General features: G+C 73.6%; 18 protein-coding genes. 10 read left to right on the forward strand and 8 right to left on the reverse strand.

Annotated elements, in window-relative coordinates; genetic code table 11:
- Window positions 1–37: 37 nt before the first annotated feature.
- Window positions 38–1369: an MFS transporter gene (locus DEI88_RS06070; protein WP_111008595.1), complete on the reverse strand. Its 1332-nt coding sequence runs from the start codon at window positions 1367–1369 to the stop codon at window positions 38–40.
- A gap of 138 nt (window positions 1370–1507) precedes the next feature.
- On the opposite strand from DEI88_RS06070, the gene DEI88_RS06075 reads away from it, so the two are divergent.
- Window positions 1508–2365: a LysR family transcriptional regulator gene (locus tag DEI88_RS06075; protein WP_111008596.1), complete on the forward strand. Its 858-nt coding sequence runs from the start codon at window positions 1508–1510 to the stop codon at window positions 2363–2365.
- 36 nt (window positions 2366–2401) lie between these two features.
- On the opposite strand, the gene DEI88_RS06080 is transcribed toward DEI88_RS06075, so the two are convergent.
- Window positions 2402–4138, reverse strand: a complete 1737-nt coding sequence (locus tag DEI88_RS06080) for a hypothetical protein (protein WP_146246037.1) — start codon at window positions 4136–4138, stop codon at window positions 2402–2404.
- A 196-nt stretch (window positions 4139–4334) separates the two neighbouring features.
- Here DEI88_RS06080 and DEI88_RS06085 point away from each other — a divergent pair, with 196 nt between their 5' ends.
- Window positions 4335–5306, forward strand: a complete 972-nt coding sequence (locus tag DEI88_RS06085) for an aldo/keto reductase (protein ID WP_111026858.1) — start codon at window positions 4335–4337, stop codon at window positions 5304–5306.
- Between the two features lie 61 nt (window positions 5307–5367).
- A complete protein-coding gene (locus tag DEI88_RS06090; RefSeq protein ID WP_111036098.1) occupies window positions 5368–5940 on the forward strand; it encodes a hypothetical protein in 573 nt (190 codons plus the stop codon).
- Window positions 5941–6105: 165 nt separating this feature from the next.
- Here DEI88_RS06090 and DEI88_RS06095 read toward each other — a convergent pair whose 3' ends face one another.
- Window positions 6106–6753, reverse strand: coding sequence for an NADPH-dependent F420 reductase (locus DEI88_RS06095; RefSeq protein WP_111008600.1), 648 nt, complete (start codon window positions 6751–6753; stop codon window positions 6106–6108).
- A gap of 81 nt (window positions 6754–6834) precedes the next feature.
- Between DEI88_RS06095 and DEI88_RS06100 the strand changes: the two genes are divergently transcribed.
- Window positions 6835–7119: a GNAT family N-acetyltransferase gene (locus DEI88_RS06100; RefSeq protein ID WP_111012648.1), complete on the forward strand. Its 285-nt coding sequence runs from the start codon at window positions 6835–6837 to the stop codon at window positions 7117–7119.
- 97 nt (window positions 7120–7216) lie between these two features.
- Window positions 7217–7711: a VOC family protein gene (locus DEI88_RS06105; RefSeq protein ID WP_111008602.1), complete on the forward strand. Its 495-nt coding sequence runs from the start codon at window positions 7217–7219 to the stop codon at window positions 7709–7711.
- Between the two features lie 23 nt (window positions 7712–7734).
- Here DEI88_RS06105 and DEI88_RS06110 read toward each other — a convergent pair whose 3' ends face one another.
- A complete protein-coding gene (locus DEI88_RS06110) occupies window positions 7735–8880 on the reverse strand; it encodes an ABC-2 transporter permease (protein WP_146246038.1) in 1146 nt (381 codons plus the stop codon).
- A gap of 126 nt (window positions 8881–9006) precedes the next feature.
- Here DEI88_RS06110 and DEI88_RS06115 point away from each other — a divergent pair, with 126 nt between their 5' ends.
- From DEI88_RS06115 to DEI88_RS06125, 3 genes are read left to right on the forward strand one after another with little or no spacing between them, the layout of a single operon-like run.
- On the forward strand, window positions 9007–9513 hold the full coding sequence (locus DEI88_RS06115; protein ID WP_146246039.1) for a MarR family winged helix-turn-helix transcriptional regulator: 507 nt from the start codon (window positions 9007–9009) through the stop codon (window positions 9511–9513).
- 2 nt (window positions 9514–9515) lie between these two features.
- The gene (locus DEI88_RS06120) at window positions 9516–10034 is read left to right on the forward strand and encodes a metallophosphoesterase family protein (protein ID WP_111071693.1); all 519 of its coding nucleotides are present in this window, start codon (window positions 9516–9518) and stop codon (window positions 10032–10034) included.
- Between the two features lie 55 nt (window positions 10035–10089).
- Entirely contained in the window at window positions 10090–11028 is a 939-nt protein-coding gene (locus DEI88_RS06125) for an NUDIX hydrolase (protein ID WP_111071694.1), read from the forward strand.
- Here the strand turns inward: DEI88_RS06125 and pcp are convergent.
- Genes pcp through DEI88_RS06140 form a run of 3 tightly spaced genes read right to left on the reverse strand, consistent with a single transcriptional unit; the run spans window position 11021 to window position 13609 of the window.
- Window positions 11021–11662, reverse strand: coding sequence for a pyroglutamyl-peptidase I (pcp, locus tag DEI88_RS06130; RefSeq protein ID WP_111012643.1), 642 nt, complete (start codon window positions 11660–11662; stop codon window positions 11021–11023). The two genes, DEI88_RS06125 and pcp, sit on opposite strands and share 8 nt — an antisense overlap.
- A 10-nt stretch (window positions 11663–11672) precedes the next feature.
- Entirely contained in the window at window positions 11673–12986 is a 1314-nt protein-coding gene (locus DEI88_RS06135; RefSeq protein ID WP_220038129.1) for an MFS transporter, read from the reverse strand.
- A gap of 2 nt (window positions 12987–12988) precedes the next feature.
- Complete coding sequence (locus DEI88_RS06140; RefSeq protein ID WP_181435284.1) at window positions 12989–13609, reverse strand: GntR family transcriptional regulator; 621 nt, start codon at window positions 13607–13609, stop codon at window positions 12989–12991.
- A gap of 147 nt (window positions 13610–13756) precedes the next feature.
- Here DEI88_RS06140 and DEI88_RS06145 point away from each other — a divergent pair, with 147 nt between their 5' ends.
- Together DEI88_RS06145 and DEI88_RS06150 are read left to right on the forward strand one after the other, a co-directional pair.
- A complete protein-coding gene (locus DEI88_RS06145) occupies window positions 13757–14491 on the forward strand; it encodes a phosphotransferase (protein ID WP_111071696.1) in 735 nt (244 codons plus the stop codon).
- Window positions 14492–14610: 119 nt separating this feature from the next.
- A complete protein-coding gene (locus DEI88_RS06150; protein WP_111071697.1) occupies window positions 14611–15555 on the forward strand; it encodes a J domain-containing protein in 945 nt (314 codons plus the stop codon).
- A 51-nt stretch (window positions 15556–15606) separates the two neighbouring features.
- Here DEI88_RS06150 and DEI88_RS06155 read toward each other — a convergent pair whose 3' ends face one another.
- Window positions 15607–15969 (reverse strand): RNA-binding S4 domain-containing protein, encoded by a 363-nt coding sequence (locus DEI88_RS06155; protein ID WP_111008612.1) that lies wholly within the window; start codon window positions 15967–15969, stop codon window positions 15607–15609.
- Between the last annotated feature and the right edge of the window lie 41 nt (window positions 15970–16010).

Raw genomic sequence — 16010 nt, forward strand, 5'->3', positions numbered from 1 at the left:
GGGCGGCCCCGCCCCGTCCCTCCCGTCCGTCGGCCCCCTAGTGCTGGCCGACGATGGCCGGGAGCGGCAGGTGGTGCCGCAGGCGGACCTCCAGGTGCAGGCCGCCCCGTCGAGCGAGCACGACCGCGATGACCGCGGCGGCGATCGCGGGCACCCCACCCGCGACGACCATGCCGACGTGCGCACCGAAGCGGTCGACGATCTGCCCCATGACGGGCCCGCCGATCGCCTGGCCGCCGAGCAGGACGAGCACGTACAGCGACATCACACGGCCGCGGATCCCGATGTTCGACGACATCTGGACGAGTGAGTTCGACGCCGTCTGGAACAGCAGCTGTGCCATCCCGACCGCGACGAGGATGAGCGCGAACGGCGCGATCATCGGCGCGGCGCCGGCGAGGACGAGGAGCAGCCCCGTGATGCCGACGCCGCCGACGATGGTCCGCAGTCGTACCACCGCCCGCCGCGTCGACAGGAGCGCGCCGGTCAGCGCGCCGATCGCGACCATCGAGTTGAACACGCCGTAGCCGCCGGCCCCGACGTGGTAGACGTCCGAGGCGAACGCGGACAGGAGGACCGGCATGGTCAGCGCGAACACCGAGAAGAACGCGACGAGCACCACGGGCACGATGATCGTCGGCTTCCGGATGGCGTAGCGGAGGCCCTCCTGCAGCTGCCCCTTCGACGGCGGCACGGCCGGCATCCGGTGGAGTTCGGAGACACGGAGGAACCCCAGGGTCACCACGACCGCCGCGCAGGCGATGCCGTTGATGCCGAACGACCAGCCGGCCCCGACCGCGACGAGCAGGATGCCGGAGAGCGCCGGGCCGATCATGCCGCCGAGCTGGAACACCGACGAGTTGACGCTGATCGCGTTCCGGAGGTGCTCCTGTCCGACGATCTCGGTGACGAACACCTGCCGCGCCGGGTTGTCGATCACGGTGACGAGCCCGACGACGAACGCGATGACCCAGATGTGCCAGGCCTGCACGACCCCCGCGAGCGTCAGCGCGGCCAGCACACCGCTGAGCAGCGCGAACGACGCCTGCGTGAGCATCATCAGCGCGCGCTTCGAGTAGCGGTCCACGATGACGCCGCCGAACAGCCCGAACAGGAGCATCGGGGCGAACTGCATCGCGACGGTGATCCCGACGTCCGCCACGGAGTGCGTGAGCTGGAGCACGAGCCAGTCCTGCGCGACGCGCTGCATCCACCCGGCGGTCATCGCGACCAGGTTCGTCGCCGTGAAGAGCCGGAAGTTCGGTACCGACAGGGCGATGAGGGTGTGTCGCCACGGCGGGCGGGTCGCCAGGACGGGGAGCGGCTCGGTCGGCGGGTAGAGGGTGGACGAGGACGAGGGGGCGCTCACGGTTCTGGGGCTCCGGCGATCGGTGGCGAATGCTGTTCATCTTCGAAACTAATCGCCGGGACCCATTGCCGAGGGCTATCGTCCCTATCAATCCATTGCGTTCCGTGATGACCATCGCCGCGACCACCGGGGGAACTGTTGCTCGATCCGATCCTGCTCCGCACGTTCCTGACGGTCGCGGAGACCCTGAGCTTCACGCAGGCCGCGGGCCGACTCGGCATCAGCCAACCCACGGTCAGCCAGCACGTCCGGAAGCTCGAGACCGCGGTGTCCCGGACCCTCCTCGTCCGGGACACGCGGGGCGTGGCGCTCACGGACAACGGCGACGCCATGGCCGGTTTCGCGCGCACGATCCTCGCCGCACACGGGCAGGCCGATGCGTACTTCTCGGGCCAGGCGAACCGCGGGCGCCTGCGCTTCGGGGCGGCCGACGACCTCGCGATCACCCAGCTGCCCCGCATCCTCCGCGACTTCCGGCGGCTCCACCCGCACATCAACCTCGAGCTCACGGTCAACCAGTCGGGTCCGCTGCTCCGGCGGCTCAAGGCCGGTCAGCTCGACCTCGTGTTCATCAAGCAGACCGCCGGGCAGCCCGCCGAGGGCACGCGCGTCGCGAGCGACCAGATGGTGTGGATGGCCCAGGACGGCATCGCGCTCGAGCCGAACGAACCCGTGCCGCTCATCGCCTACCAGGCGCCGAGCATCAGTCGCCAGATGGCCATCGACGCGCTCGAGGCCGTCGGCCGCACGTGGCGGATCACGTGCAACACGCGCGACGTCAACGGCGTGCTCGCGGCGGTCCGAGCGGGCATCGGGGTGGCGGTGTTCCCGCACTCCCTCATCCCGGCCGATCTCGTCAAGGTGTCCCAGCGGCTGGTGTTGCCGGACCTCCCGGCCGTCGACTACGTCCTCATGGCGAACCCGGCCGCCGGTCGCGGGCCGGTCGACGCGTTGACGAACGCGATCCTCAGCCGCGGCGTGATCCGCGCGGTCTGACCCGCGCGGTCCGGTCGTCCGGTCGGGTCCGCGGCGTCACCAGGTGACGGACGTCGCGCTGCCGGTCCCGGTCATCGTGCCGAGGTCCGGCAGGTGCAGCCCGAGGGTCGGCGCGAGCGCGCTCGCGAGGCCGACGAGCAGCACGGCGCTGCCAGCGATGCCGAACACGAGTCCGACGAGCGAGAGCAGACGGGTCCACGACGCAGCTGCCCGTGCCCGCAGCACCATCACGGCCAGACCGATCGCGAGGCCGCCGAGCACGAGGGCCACGACGTGCACCTGACCCGCGACGAGCAGGAACCAGGCACCGACCGCGAGCGTCGCGAGGCCGGCGACCACCGCGAGTGCGGCGGCGGTGCCGGGGCTGACGGCCGGGCGTCCGTCCGGCCCGTCGGTCCGGGAGGCCCGTGCCGCGTCGGTCCGGGAGGCCCGCCGCGGGTCGTCGGTCCGGGCCCCGGCCCGGCGGGGCGCGCCGGCGTCGGATCCGTGCGGTTCTCGGCTCCCGACGGGGGCTGCGCGGTGGAGGCCGTGCGCTCGCTCGGTCCGGGCGCCGCGGCGACCGGATCGACCACGTCGACCGGCGAGGGACACGGCCGAGGCGGCGGAGCGAGCGAACACGACGGGCTCGTCGTTGCCCTCGCTGCCCCGGTGGTCCGACGTCTGCGCGGCCGTCGCCGCGGGCTGCTCGGCGGCGCCGACGGCCGGAGCAGGCTGCTCCGGGGCGGTGCGTGCGGCGGCCGTCTGCTTCTGGGCGGCGCGCTCTGCGGCCGCGGTCTGCTTCTGCGCTGCCCGTTCCGCTGCCGCGGCCTGCTTCTCGGCAGCGGCGGCACGACGCCGGTCCCGCGCGGTCGGGGCCGGGGGTGCCGGAGCCGGGAACGGCGACGCCGGAGCGGCGGGGTCGACGGTGTCCGGCGTCACGAGGCTCGTCGTCCCGGGCGGGATCGGTGCGGCCTGCGCTGCGGCAGCGCCCGTCGGAGTCGCCCACGCCGGTGCGACCGGCGTCCCCGGGACGGGCCTGGGGGCCCCGACGGGTCGGGGCAGGTCCTCGTCGACGAGGCCTCCGACCACGAGGTACTCGAGCCCGGGCACCGAGAACCGCGGCTGACCCGGCCGGGGTTCGACCGGCCCTTCGGCGGCGTCGGTCGTCCGCCGTTCCGTCGGCTGCGGCGTGACGGGGCGCGGCCCACCCGGGGTCGCCACGATCGGCGACCCGGACGTGGCGGGGCGGACGGCACCCGCGATGCCGACGCCGGGCCTCCCGGGATCCGGGACCTGGCCCGGGCCGCGCTCCGATGCGGTCCGGCCGGTGGGACCGGCGTGCTGCTCGCCGGTGGGGAGCGGGGACGTGACGTGAGCGTCCGCCTCCGATGCGGTTGCGAAGCCGTGCCCGGCAACGGTCGGGGTGAGGGATGCCGCGAGGTCGGGTACGGGCGGCGCGGTCGGGTCGGAGGTGCCCGGACGGACGGTCGCCGCGATCCGCGACGCCGTGCCGGACGCGGCGTGACGGCGGGCCGCCTCGATCGCTCCGGTGTCGACCGTGGGGGAGAGCGGCGCGGGGGGCAGGGGCGCTCGCGCGGTCCGCGGACGACGAAGCGGATCAGCAGGAGCCGTGCGTGCGGCGGGAACGGGCGTCGTCGCATCCTCCGTCACGGGGCGTCCGGTCGCCACGGCGGGGTGATCAGCCGCGGCGACGGGCCGGGTGACGCCCGGTTCGGCGAGCGCGGCGGTCTGCGGAGCCGGGACGGGTGCCACGGGCGTCGGTGGTGCGGTCACCCACGCGGGAAGGCCACGCGTCCCGGTCACTGGCGGAGGGGTCGGCACGTCCGGCGTCGACGCCTGGTCCGGCGTCGCGCCCGGCATGCGGTGCTGGCCCACGCGTGCTCCCTCTCGATGGTCCGTCCTACTGTTCTAGTGCGCGGCGCCCGTTCCCGGACGCCCCAGTGCGGGTGACGCCGGTAGCGTCTGCGGCATGGCAGACATCGAACACCGTCCTCTCGGTCCCTCCGGCCTGGTCGTCTCGACCGTCGGGCTCGGCTGCAACAACTTCGGCAGACCAGGCACCGCCACCGAGACGCAGGAGGGCACGGACGCCGTCGTCCACGCTGCGCTCGACGCCGGAGTCACCCTGTTCGACACCGCGGACATCTACGGCGGCGAGCCCGGCCGGAGCGAGTCGATGATGGGCAGGTCCCTCGCCGGTCGTCGCGACGAGGTCGTGCTCGCGACGAAGTTCGGCAGCGACATGCGCGGTGCGAACGGGCCCGACTGGGGTGTCCGTGGCTCCCGTCGGTACGTCCGGCTCGCCGTCGAGGGGTCGCTGCGTCGACTCGGCACGGACTGGATCGACCTGTACCAGATGCACGTCCCCGACCCGATCACGCCGATCGAGGAGACCCTGTCGGTGCTCGACGACCTCGTGCGTGAGGGCAAGATCCGCTACATCGGGCACTCGAACTTCGCCGGGTGGCAGATCGCCGAGGCCGAGCTCACCGCCTCCATCGCCGGCACCACGTCGTTCGTGTCGGCCCAGAACGAGTACAGCCCGCTCGCTCGCGGTGCCGAGGCCGAGGTCCTGCCGGCGGTGCGGGCGTACGCGCTCGGGTTCCTGCCGTACTTCCCGCTCGCCAACGGCCTGCTCACCGGCAAGTACACCCGACGCGGCGGCGGCCCGGCGGACGCCCGGATCACGAACATCAAGCCGCAGCTGCTCGACGACGCCCCGTGGGACGTCATCGAGGAGTACCAGCGCTTCTGCGAGGCCAGGGGCGTGACCATGCTCCAGGCGACGTTCGCGTGGCTGCTGGCCCAGCCCGGACTCACGAGCGTCATCGCGGGTGCGACGAAGCCGGAGCAGATCGCCCAGAACGTCGACGCCGGTTCGGCCTGGACCCCGTCCGAGGACGACCTCGCCGAGATGACGCTGGTGTTCGAGGGGGTCTGACCCGAGCGTCGGCGTACGGCGGCTGGGCGTTCCTGCGCCGTCCGCGCGTAGCGTCCGGGACATGGCAGGCAACCTCCCCGGACGATCCATCCACGACCTGACCGCGGCCGCGTGGTTCGGCGGCTCCCTCATGGGTGCCATCGGGCTCAACGGCGCCGCGGCCCGCGCCGAGGACCCGGAGGAACGGACCCGTCTCACCACCATCGGGTGGCGGCGCTGGGGGCCGATCCAGACGGGCGCCGTCGTGCTGCACCTGCTCGCCGACCTCGACGTGACCGCGCACAACGCGCCGCGGAGCGCGGTCCAGCACGGCATGCACCGCATCAACACCTACAAGGCCGTCGTGACCCTGGTCGGCGCGGGTGTGACGCTGTGGACGGCCGTCGTCGGCAACCGCTACGGCAAGCTCGTCGAGGCGGACGCGCGCAAGGGGCAGCCGGCGGCCGGGGCCACGGAGCCGGCGCCTGGCACGTCACCCGAGCTCGCGCGCGTGCAGCGGAAGCTCCAGCGCCTGCAGTGGCTCCAGGCGATCTTCGGCGGTTGGATCATCGTGGTCGGTGCCAAGGAGGGCGAGATGCAGCGCCCCCACAACGTCGCGAAGGGCGTGGTGCGCAAGGCGCTCCGCCGCCGCTGACCCGGGGGCCGGGCCGGGCCGCCCGGCCGGCCCCGCGCCGCCCTCGCCGAGATCGCAGAAGATGCCGCTCCGACCCAGGTCAGAGCGGCATCTTCTGCGATCTCGGCGGGTGTGCCGGGGGGCTGGCGGCCGCGACCGCCAGTGGCCGCGGCCGCCGGCCCGGACTCACATGTCGCGGTAACGCTTCGCGTCCGCGACCGCCAGCTCGAGGTCGATCGCGGCGTACGGCTTGACGTACCCGGGGGTGTCGCGCTGGATGCGCCAGCCCTCGCTCAGACGTCCGATGTCCACGGCGTCGAACCCGAACTCGTCGATCAGGTCGCCCACGGCCTGCTTCGCCTCGTCGTCGTCACCGGCCACGACGAGGGCGCGGCGCCCCTCGGTACCGCGCGGGGTCCCCGCGGTGGTCAGGTCGGCCGCGGCGATGTGGTTGAAGGCCTTGACGACGTGCGACTGCGGCAGGTGGTCCTGGAGCAGTTCCGACACCGTGGTCGTCTCCTCGTCGAGGGCCGCGATCTGCCCGTCACGCTGCGGATAGTAGTTGTTCGTGTCGATCACGACCTTGCCGACGAGGGGCTCGACGGGGATGGTCTCGATCGCGGCGAGCGGCGTGGTCACGACGACGACGTCGCCCTTGGTCGCTGCGTCCTCCGGGGTCCCGGCGGTCGCGTGCGGTCCGAGTTCGTCGACGAGGTCCGACAGGGTCTCGGGGCCGCGTGAGTTGCTCATCACGACGTCGTAGCCGTTCTGCACCGCGAGCCGGGCGAGCTGCGAACCGATGTTCCCTGATCCGATGAATCCGATGGTGGTCATGGATCGAGTGTGCTCCGGTCGGACGCGCGATGGTCAGCGCACGTCCGGGCAGCGCGCGGGGGTGGCGGGCAGGATGGCACGATGGCCCACGAGTTCCGCAACGAGACCGACCGCGACCGCTACGCGCTCTACGTGGACGGCGCCCTGGTCAGCGTGCTCGACTACCGGGTGAACGGCGACTCGATCGCGTTCCCGCACACGTACACGGTGCCCGCGCATCGGGGTCACGGCTACGCGGGTGAGCTCGTCGAGCAGGCCGTCGCCGACGTCGAGACCACGAGCACCCGCCGGATCGTCCCGATGTGCTGGTTCGTCGGTCAGTGGTTCGAGGACCACCCGGACAAGGCCGACCTGCTCTCCCGATGACCCCACGATGTGGACCGCCTGGTGATCCCGGCGCCTCGGCAGTAGTGTCCCGCCGAGGCGGTCGTCCGATGTCGTGACCGCCGGAGAGGACACTCCCGTGCAGCGGATCGTCCCGTTCCTCTGGTTCGACGACCAGGCCGAGGAGGCCGTCACCTTCTACACGGGCCTGTTCCCGGACGCCCGCATCGACTCCATCGGCCGATGGCCGGACGGCACGCCCGACGCGGGCAAGGCGCTGGTGGTCGAGTTCACGCTCTTCGGGCAGCGATGGCGAGCGATGAACGGCGGACCGGGGCACCCGCACTCCGATGCGATCTCGTTCCAGGTCGACTGCGACACGCAGGACGAGGTCGACCGGCTCTGGGACGCGTTCACGAGCGACGGCGGCCACGAGGTGGCGTGCGGGTGGTGCACGGACCGGTGGGGCGTCGCGTGGCAGGTCACGCCCGTCCGACTCGCCGAGCTCCTCGCGGACCCCGTTCCCGAACGGCGGACCCGCGCCATGCTCGCCATGCAGGACATGGTGAAGCTCGACATCGCCGCGCTCGAAGCAGCCGCCGACGGACGCGGAGGCGCGGGGACCGCGGGCTGAACCTCGCTCCGAACCGGGGGTGCTCAGGCAGCGACGACCTGCTCCTCCTCCAGTCGGGAGACCTCGCGTTCGCGGGCGATCCGGGTCCGTCGGGCGGCGAGTCCGTGCACGACGAGCACCAGGAGCACGGCGGTGGCCAGCCAGAGCGCCAACACGAGGGCGCTGCGGCCGAGGGATGCCGCGGGGAAGTACTGCAGGTCCTGCGCCGCTTGCAGCCAGGCCGCGCCGCTCCAGAAGGTGTGGAGTCCCGCGAACAGCCCGGGCTGGAACGCCGGCTGGAAGATCCCGCCCGACGACGTGAAGTTGAGCATCACGAACAGCATCGTGAGGATCGGCGTGGTCCACCGGCCGAGCATCGGGTGGAGTCCGACACCGAGCGCGATGATGACGAGGTCGTACATCCAGGCGAACAGGAAGATCGGCCACGCATGGTGCGTGATCACGCCGTAGACGGGACCGGCGATGACGACGCCGATCCCCGCGACGACCCCGGCGGTCGCGACGCCGATGACCGCCGTCCAGAGCAGGCGGAGCCGCCCGGAGAACGCGGCGACCGCGATCGCGCTCGAGTACCCGCCGACGCTGAGTGCGACCAGCAGGAAGAAGAGTCCCTGGCCCGTCGCGTCCTCGTCGTGCACGGCGACGACGTCGACCACGTGGAACGGCAGGTGCTGCTGGTAGGCGATGGGCACGAAGATCCGCTCGGCAGCGGTCGCGGTGGTGTCCGACGCGGCGGTGGACACGTAGAGGGTGGCGCTCGTCGACCCCGGCGCGTACACGGCCGCCAGATCACGGTCGCGGATCGCCGCACGCGCATGCGCGGGGTCCTGCACCACGTGGGCGACGAGCGCGCCGTCGGACCGGTCGGTGACGGTCTGTGCGAACACCTGGGTCGCGGCTCCCGTGCCGACGACCCCGACGGGCAGGTCCTTCGGGGTCGGGGCGTGGAATGCGCCGAGGTAGGCCAGGCCCATCCCCGCGGCGAGGAACAGTGGGACGAGGATGTGGGAGGCGAACGACAGCAGGAGCCGACCGAGCCCGGCGGGACGGAGCATGGACGGCTCGTGCGCGGGCGCGCTGCCGGCGTGGCGGTCGGCGGCGTGACCGGGCGTCGGCCGCTCGGTCAGGCGACGGACGGGTAGCAAGTTGTTCTTTGCAACATCGGACACGTGTTGCACTGTACAACTTCGATCCCCGGTCCGCTAGCGTGTCGCGTACACGACGCGGTGCACCGCGCACGCTGGCACGTCGCGGAGCGGGTCGCGGCGGACGCGACGACAGGGAGGGACTCGTCGATGGAGCAGGGAACCGATCGGCTTCGTGCCGCCGAGATCACCCGGGCCTACCGGGAACTCGCGCGGATCACCCGGCGCGCCGCGGTCCGCGCCCGAGGTCCCGAAGCCGCGCTCAGCATCGTCGATCACTCGCTGGTCGACTTCGTCGCCCAGCACTACGGGTGCATGGCGATCGACATCGCGCGGTACCTGCGGCTCAACCGGTCGACGATCTCGCGCCAGTTGTCGGGCCTCCTGGCCGCCGGCCTGATCGAGCAGGTCGACGGGGGCACCGGGAACGCGAAGCCGCTCGCGGTGACGGCGGCCGGCGAGGCGGCGCTGGAACGCTCCGTCCGCGTGCACCGCGAGAGCCTGGAGGAACGGCTGGCGTCGTGGTCCGACGACGACGTCGCGCTGCTCGCCGGTCTGCTCGAGCGCCTCAACGCCGCGGAGACCGAGGATCCCGTGCCGGTTCCCGATGTCGACGACGACGACCTGCCGGGGGCCGCGGCCCCGATGCAGGCCTGACCGTGCCCACCCGCCTCGTGTTCCTGTCCGACACCCACCTGCCCCGGCGCGCGAAGGACCTCCCGCCGGCGCTCTGGGCGGCGATCGAGGACGCCGACCTCGTGGTGCACGCGGGGGACTGGGTGGACCTGGCGACCGTCGACCGGATCGCAGCCCGGGCTCGACGGCTCGTCGCGGTGCGCGGCAACAACGACGTCGAACCGGGGTTCGCGGACCGGCTGCCGCTCGTCGCGCACGAGCAGGTCGAGGGCCTGCGGTTCGCGGTCGTGCACGAGACCGGCGCCGCGGCGGGACGCGACGCCCGGATGGCGCAGCGGTTCCCCGACGTCGACGTCCTCGTGTTCGGGCACTCGCACATCCCCTGGGACTCCACCGCGTCGACCGGGCTCCGACTGCTCAACCCCGGATCGCCGACGGACCGGCGACGACAGCCCGACCACACGTGGATGACCGCGGTGGTCGACGGTCGCGACCTCGCGGTCGAACTCGTGCGCCTCCCACCGGTCTCGCGGGAGCGCTGAGGCCGCGGCGCGACCCGACTGGCCGTGCGGTGTGCCGACGTGGGACGCTGGGGCGATGACGGACGACCGGCACGACGAGCGCGCGGTGCCCGCGGAGGCCGCGCCGTCCCTCCCGCCGGGTCCGCCGCCCGGCCCCCGGGACCCGGGCGACGCGTGGGCGTACGGGCCGGACGGTCAGAAGGCGTGGGGCCTGTTCGGCGCCGCGGGGCTGCTCGTCGACGACGGTGCGGGCCGCGTCCTGCTGCAGCACCGTGTCGAGTGGAGCCACCATGGCGGGACCTGGGGCATCCCGGGTGGTGCGCGACACCAGGGTGAGGACGCGGTCACCGGAGCGCTCCGCGAGTCCGCGGAAGAAGCCGGTGTCCCCGCCGCCGCGCTCCGGATCCGCCACACCTCCGTGCTCGACCTCGGGTTCTGGACCTACACGACGGTGGTGGCACGCGCCGTCCACCCGTTCCGGGCCGAGGTCGGTGACCGCGAGAGCCTCGCCCTCGACTGGGTGCCGGTCGACGACGTCGAGGGGCTGCCCCTGCACCCGGGGTTCGGCGCGAGCTGGCCGGCCCTCCGCGGTGTGCTCGTGACCGAGCCCGTGGTCGTCGTCGACGCCGCGAACGTCGTCGGCAGCGTGCCGGACGGCTGGTGGCGGGACCGCGCCGGCGCCGCCGAGCGACTCGTGGACGCGATCGGCGCGCTCGCCGCGTCGGGACTGGCCGCTGCGGAACTCGGACTGGGTGCCGGTCGGTGGTGGCCGCGGTGGTCGGTCGTCCTCGAGGGAGATGCGCGAGCCGCACGGACCGATGGCCCCGAGGTCGAGGTCGTCCGCGCGACCGGCGCGGGTGACGACGCGATCGTCGAGTCCGTGCACCGGGCGATCGCGAGAGCGGCCGGTCCGGTCGTCGTCGTGACGGCCGACCGCGGGCTGCGAGCGCGCGTCGAGGCCCTCGGAGCGTCGGTGACGGGGCCGTCCTGGCTCCGAACGCTGATCGCTAGCTGATCGCACCGCCCGCGACGGCCAGGTCGGGTGCCGGGTCCACCGCGGCGCGGACCGCTGCGGCGAGTCCGGTGACGAGCACGTCGAGCGACACCGTCGGGACGGCGTCGTCCGCCTCGCGCAGGGTCTCGGGTGTCGCGGGCACGTGCACGAACCCGGAGCGCACCCCGGCCCCGGCCAGCGCCTGCAGCGCGTAGAACACGTGGTTGCACACGTACGCGCCGGCCGTGGCGGACAGCGCGGCCGGTGCGCCCGCCGCGCGCGCGGCGGCGACCATGCGCTTGACCGGGAGCGTCGTGAAGTACGCGGCCGGGCCTCCCGGCAGGACGGGCACGTCCACGGGCTGCGCGCCGTCGGCGTCCGGGATCCGGGCGTCGTCGAGGTTGACGGCGACCCGCTCGGGCGTGATCGCGCTGCGCCCCTCGGCGAGCCCGACCGCGACCACGACGTCCGGCGTCACCCGCTCGACGGCGTCACGGAGTGCGTCGACCGAGCGTCCGAACGCGACGGGCAGCAGGACGGCCTCGACGCGTTCCGGACCCGTCCAGGTCGCGGCGACGCGCTCGACGGCGTCCCAGGACGGGTTGCGGGGCGCGTCCGCGAACGGCTCGAACCCGGTCAGGAGGATCGTGGTCACGCCCGCGACCCTAACCCAGGTGCGCCGTGGGGTCGTCCGGTCCGACGCCCGCGGCCGCGGCGGGCAGGTGGCGGCGCGACGAGACGCCCACGAGCACCCACGCCACGAGACCGAGGCCGACGACCACGAGCAGGATCGCCGTCACGGGCGCGACGGCGGCCACCGCGGCGATCACGGCCGGAGCGAGGAACCCCGCGTACGCGACCGCGTAGAACACGCCGGTGAGGCCCGCGAGGTCCCGACTCGACGCGATCCGCTGCACCTCGAGCAGGCTCGACACCAGGGCGATGCCCATGCCGGCACCGACGACCGCGTTCGCCAGGAGCCCGATCCAGACCGAATCGGCCGCGATCGCGAGCGCGACGACCGCGATGCCGACGGTCATCACGAGCACGGCGACGACGAGCCCGCGCGCGCTCGACACGGAGTGCACCCGTCCGGCGATCGGTTGGACCGCACTCGACACCCCGAGCGCGACGACCGTCGCGGCGGTCGCGAAGACGAGCCCCCAGCGTCCGGTCGCGTCGTGCAACTGGGTGGGCAGGTAGCCGTACGCGATCGCGGCGGACGCGAACACGAGCGGGGCCGACACCATGACCACGCGGACGAAGCGCCGGTGTCCGGCCGACGGCACGCGGAGCTGCCGCCACCAGGGCCCGGTGACGCCGCCGGACGTGTGGGTCTCGGGTGCGCGCAGCACGACGACGAGGAACGGGACCGCGACGGCGATGTGCACGAGGAACGGCAGGACCTCGGGGACCGGGCCCCACTGGGCCATGCAGCCGGCGACGAGTGCGCCGCTGCCGGATCCGAGGGTGAACGCGAGCGATGCCCGTCGTGCACCCGATCCGGCGTCCGCCGTCGGGTCGTACCGGCCCTGGGACAGTTCCTTCACCCAGCTGTTCCCGACCGCCATGGCGATGCCCACGGTGATCCCGGAGCACAGTCGCCCGGCCGCGAGGTACCCCGCGCCGAACGGACCGAGGGCCAGGAGGCCGCTGCCGACGAGCGCCGCCGTGACCCCGACGAGCATGAGGGGGCGGCGTCCGTGCCGGTCGGAGAGCGACCCGGCGACGAGCAGTGCCGGTGCGAGACCGAGGACGTACACGCCGAGGAACGCGTTGACGAGGAGCGTCGAGTAGTGCGCACGCTCCTGGTACATGAGCAGCAACGGGCTGAACTGGTTGCCGCCCCACGAGCAGACGAAGACGGCGCCCCACACCGCGAGCCACGGCCGCACCCGTGCTGCCCGCCGGCTCGTCACACCGGGCCGGCCGGGAGGCCCGGTCCGCTGCAACGGGACCGCTCCCGTCGACGTGTCCACGCTCACAGCGCGCCCCGGTGCCCGGCGACGTGGTCGCGGAGCACCTCGGCGTAGCGGGCGGCGTCGCCGGCGGCGACGGCCCGGGCCAGTGCGCGGTGCTGGTCGAGCGCCGGGTGGAGCTGTTCGGGACGGACCCGGATGAGCTGGTGCCGGAGGCGTTGCTGGCGGTCGTGGAGGAGGCGGGTGAAGTGCACCGCGACGGGGTTCTCCGCGGCCGCGACGACCGCGGTGTGGAACGCGTCGTCGGCGTCGACGAACCGGTCCACGTCGTGTTCCGCGATCGCGTCGGCCTGGTCGCGCAGGAGGTCGTCGAGCACGGGCACGAGGTCCGGACGCGGGCCACTGCGGAGTGCTCGGGTCGCCGCGGACGCCTCGACCGCTTCCCGCATCTCGAGGACGTCGGCGGACTCGCTCGGGGACATGGGGCGGACGACGGCGCCCTTCCGGGACTCGAGCGTGAGCAGTTGCTCCGCGGCGAGCCGGAGGAACGCCTCGTGCACCGGGGTCCGGCTGATGCCGAGCTCCTGGCAGACGACCCCCTCGCTGAGGAGGGCACCGCCAGGGAGTTCACCGCGGATGATCCGCTGCTTCGTGTGCTCGTAGGCGCGCTCCGCGGACGACATGTGTCGATCGTACGTCTTGCATGCAAGTGCCCGTGCAGCTTGTCCGAGGAGCATGTGAACATCGCGTTTCCGGCCCGGACTCCCGAGGTGCCACCGCGTAGATTGACGGGACGGCGTCGACGGCGACGTCCGACTGGAGGGACCGTCATGGAGAGGATCACGCGAGCCGAGGACCGTGTCCACCGCCCCGCTGGGCCCTGGACACCGACCGTCCACCGGCTGCTCGCACACCTCCACGAGCGCGGGTTCGTGGAGGCGCCGGAGCCGATCGCGCTCGGTGCGGCGCTCGAGACCGTGTCGTTCATCCCCGGTCTCGCGGGTGAGTACCCCTGGACCGACGACGTCGCGTCCGAGGCCGCGCTCGTCACCGCGGCCCGGCTACTGCGCAACTACCACGACGCCGCTGCCACCTACGCGGTGGCGGCGGACGACGTGTGGTCCCAAGCCGACCGCGCTCCTGTCGAGACGATCTGCCACGGCGACTTCGCCCCGTACAACTGCGTGTTCGACGGCCGGGCCGCGGTCGGGATCATCGACTTCGACACGGCCCACCCCGGGCCGCGGGTGTGGGACGTCGCGTCGGCGGTCTACCGGTTCGCGCCGCTGACGACCGGTGACACCCCCGTGGCGCGTCTCGACGACCAGCTCGCCCGTGCGGCCGAGTTCTGCCGCGCCTACGACCTCGACGCGCCCAGCCGAGCGGGGCTCGTCGACGCCGTGGTCGCGGGTCTCGTCGCCCTCGTGACCACCATCGAGTCCGAGGCCGCCGCCGGGGACCCGAAGTTCGCCCGGGACCTCGCGGCGGGCCACGCCGAGCTCTACCGCGCCGACGTCGCCTACATCGAGCACCACGCCGACGCCATCCGGCACGCCGTGGCCTGAGCAGGGCTCCCCGCGGGCGGCACCACACCGGCGCGCAGCCCGCGCCCAGCGGGAGCACGGCGAGCCCACGGCGAACACGGGGCGTCCTCCGCGCGGCGAGCCGGTAGTGTTCCACCGCCATGAGCGACAGCCCTGCCGACGCCACCCCGTACGAGGTGCTCGGCGTCCCCGCCTCCGCCGACGACGACACCCTCCGGCGCGCCTACCGCCGGGCTGCCCGCGAGACCCATCCGGACCTCGGCGGGGACCCGCGCTCGTTCCGCCTGTTGCAAGAGGCGTGGGAACGCGTCGGCACCCCCGAGGCGCGCCGGGCGTACGACGCCGGAGCCTCCCGTTCGGCGGTCGCCGGGCACGGACCCGCCGGCGACCCCGCGGGGCGTCCGGCCTCGGGCCGTGACGCCTACGCGCCGCCCGCCGCGCGCCGCGACTCCCGCCCACGTGCCCGGTCCTTCGGGCACCCCGGCGGACTGTCGCGCGAGGTCTTCCTCGCCGCCGAGCGCGAGTGGGTCGGCCTCGGCGACCCGATCGAGGACCCGTACGACCCGGCACTCGTCCGCTCCGCCCCGCGCCACATCCGCCGTCTCCTGGCCGAGGCGCTCGCCGAGGAGGCGACCGCGGCGATCGTCGCCGACCTCGGGATCGGTGTGACGGTGTGGCACGACCTCGACGCCGGGCCCGAGGGCAAGCTGGACCACGTCGTCCTCACGACGAGCGGACTCTGGGCGCTCGAGTCCATCGACTGGGGTGCTCCCGTCCGCATCGAGCACGGCGAGGTCGTCGGCGCGACCCTCGCGCCGGGGGAGCGCCCGGTGCGGGAACTCGTCCGCGCTGCGCGCACGGTCCAGAAGGCGACCCGCGTCCGGTTCACGGGCCGGCTCCTGGTCGTCCCGGACTCCGCGGTCGACGACGACGTCCGGCTCGTGGGGCCGGCACGCAGACCGACCGCGTTCGTCGTGCGGCGGAGCGCCCTGGCCGGCGTGTTGCTCGGCCCCGGTGCCGAGACGGGGTCGGTCGACGTGTTCGAGCTCCGCGCGCGGCTCCAGGAGACGGTCCGCTTCGTCTGACCGTGCTCGTCGTCGGACCGCGAGCGCCGAGCGCCGACCCGAGACGCGGCTTCAGTACCCGCGCAGCTTCTCGAGGTCGCGGCGCTCCCGCCCGGTCGGTCGACCCGCTCCGCGGTCCCGCACCGGCAACCAGGCCGTCTCCTCGCGCGGCGGCGGTGGGGGCGTCCGGTCCTCCAGACACGTGGCGGCCACCGGTGCCCCGACGCGCTTGACGACGATCCCGCGCACGACGACGATCCGTTCGACCCCGTTGGTCCGCAGCCGCACCTCGTCGCCGATCCCGACCGACTGCGCTGCCTTGACGCGCTCGCCGTTCACCCGGACGTGCCCGGCACGGCAGGCAGCGGTGGCGGCGGAGCGGGTCTTCGTCAGCCGCACCGCCCACAACCAGCTGTCGACGCGGGCGCGGTCCATGCGCGACAGCCTATGCGGAACGCCCCGGTCCTACCATGAGT

Origin of the sequence: Curtobacterium sp. MCBD17_003 (assembly GCF_003234885.2) — a bacterium.
Taxonomy (GTDB): Bacteria; Actinomycetota; Actinomycetes; order Actinomycetales; family Microbacteriaceae; genus Curtobacterium.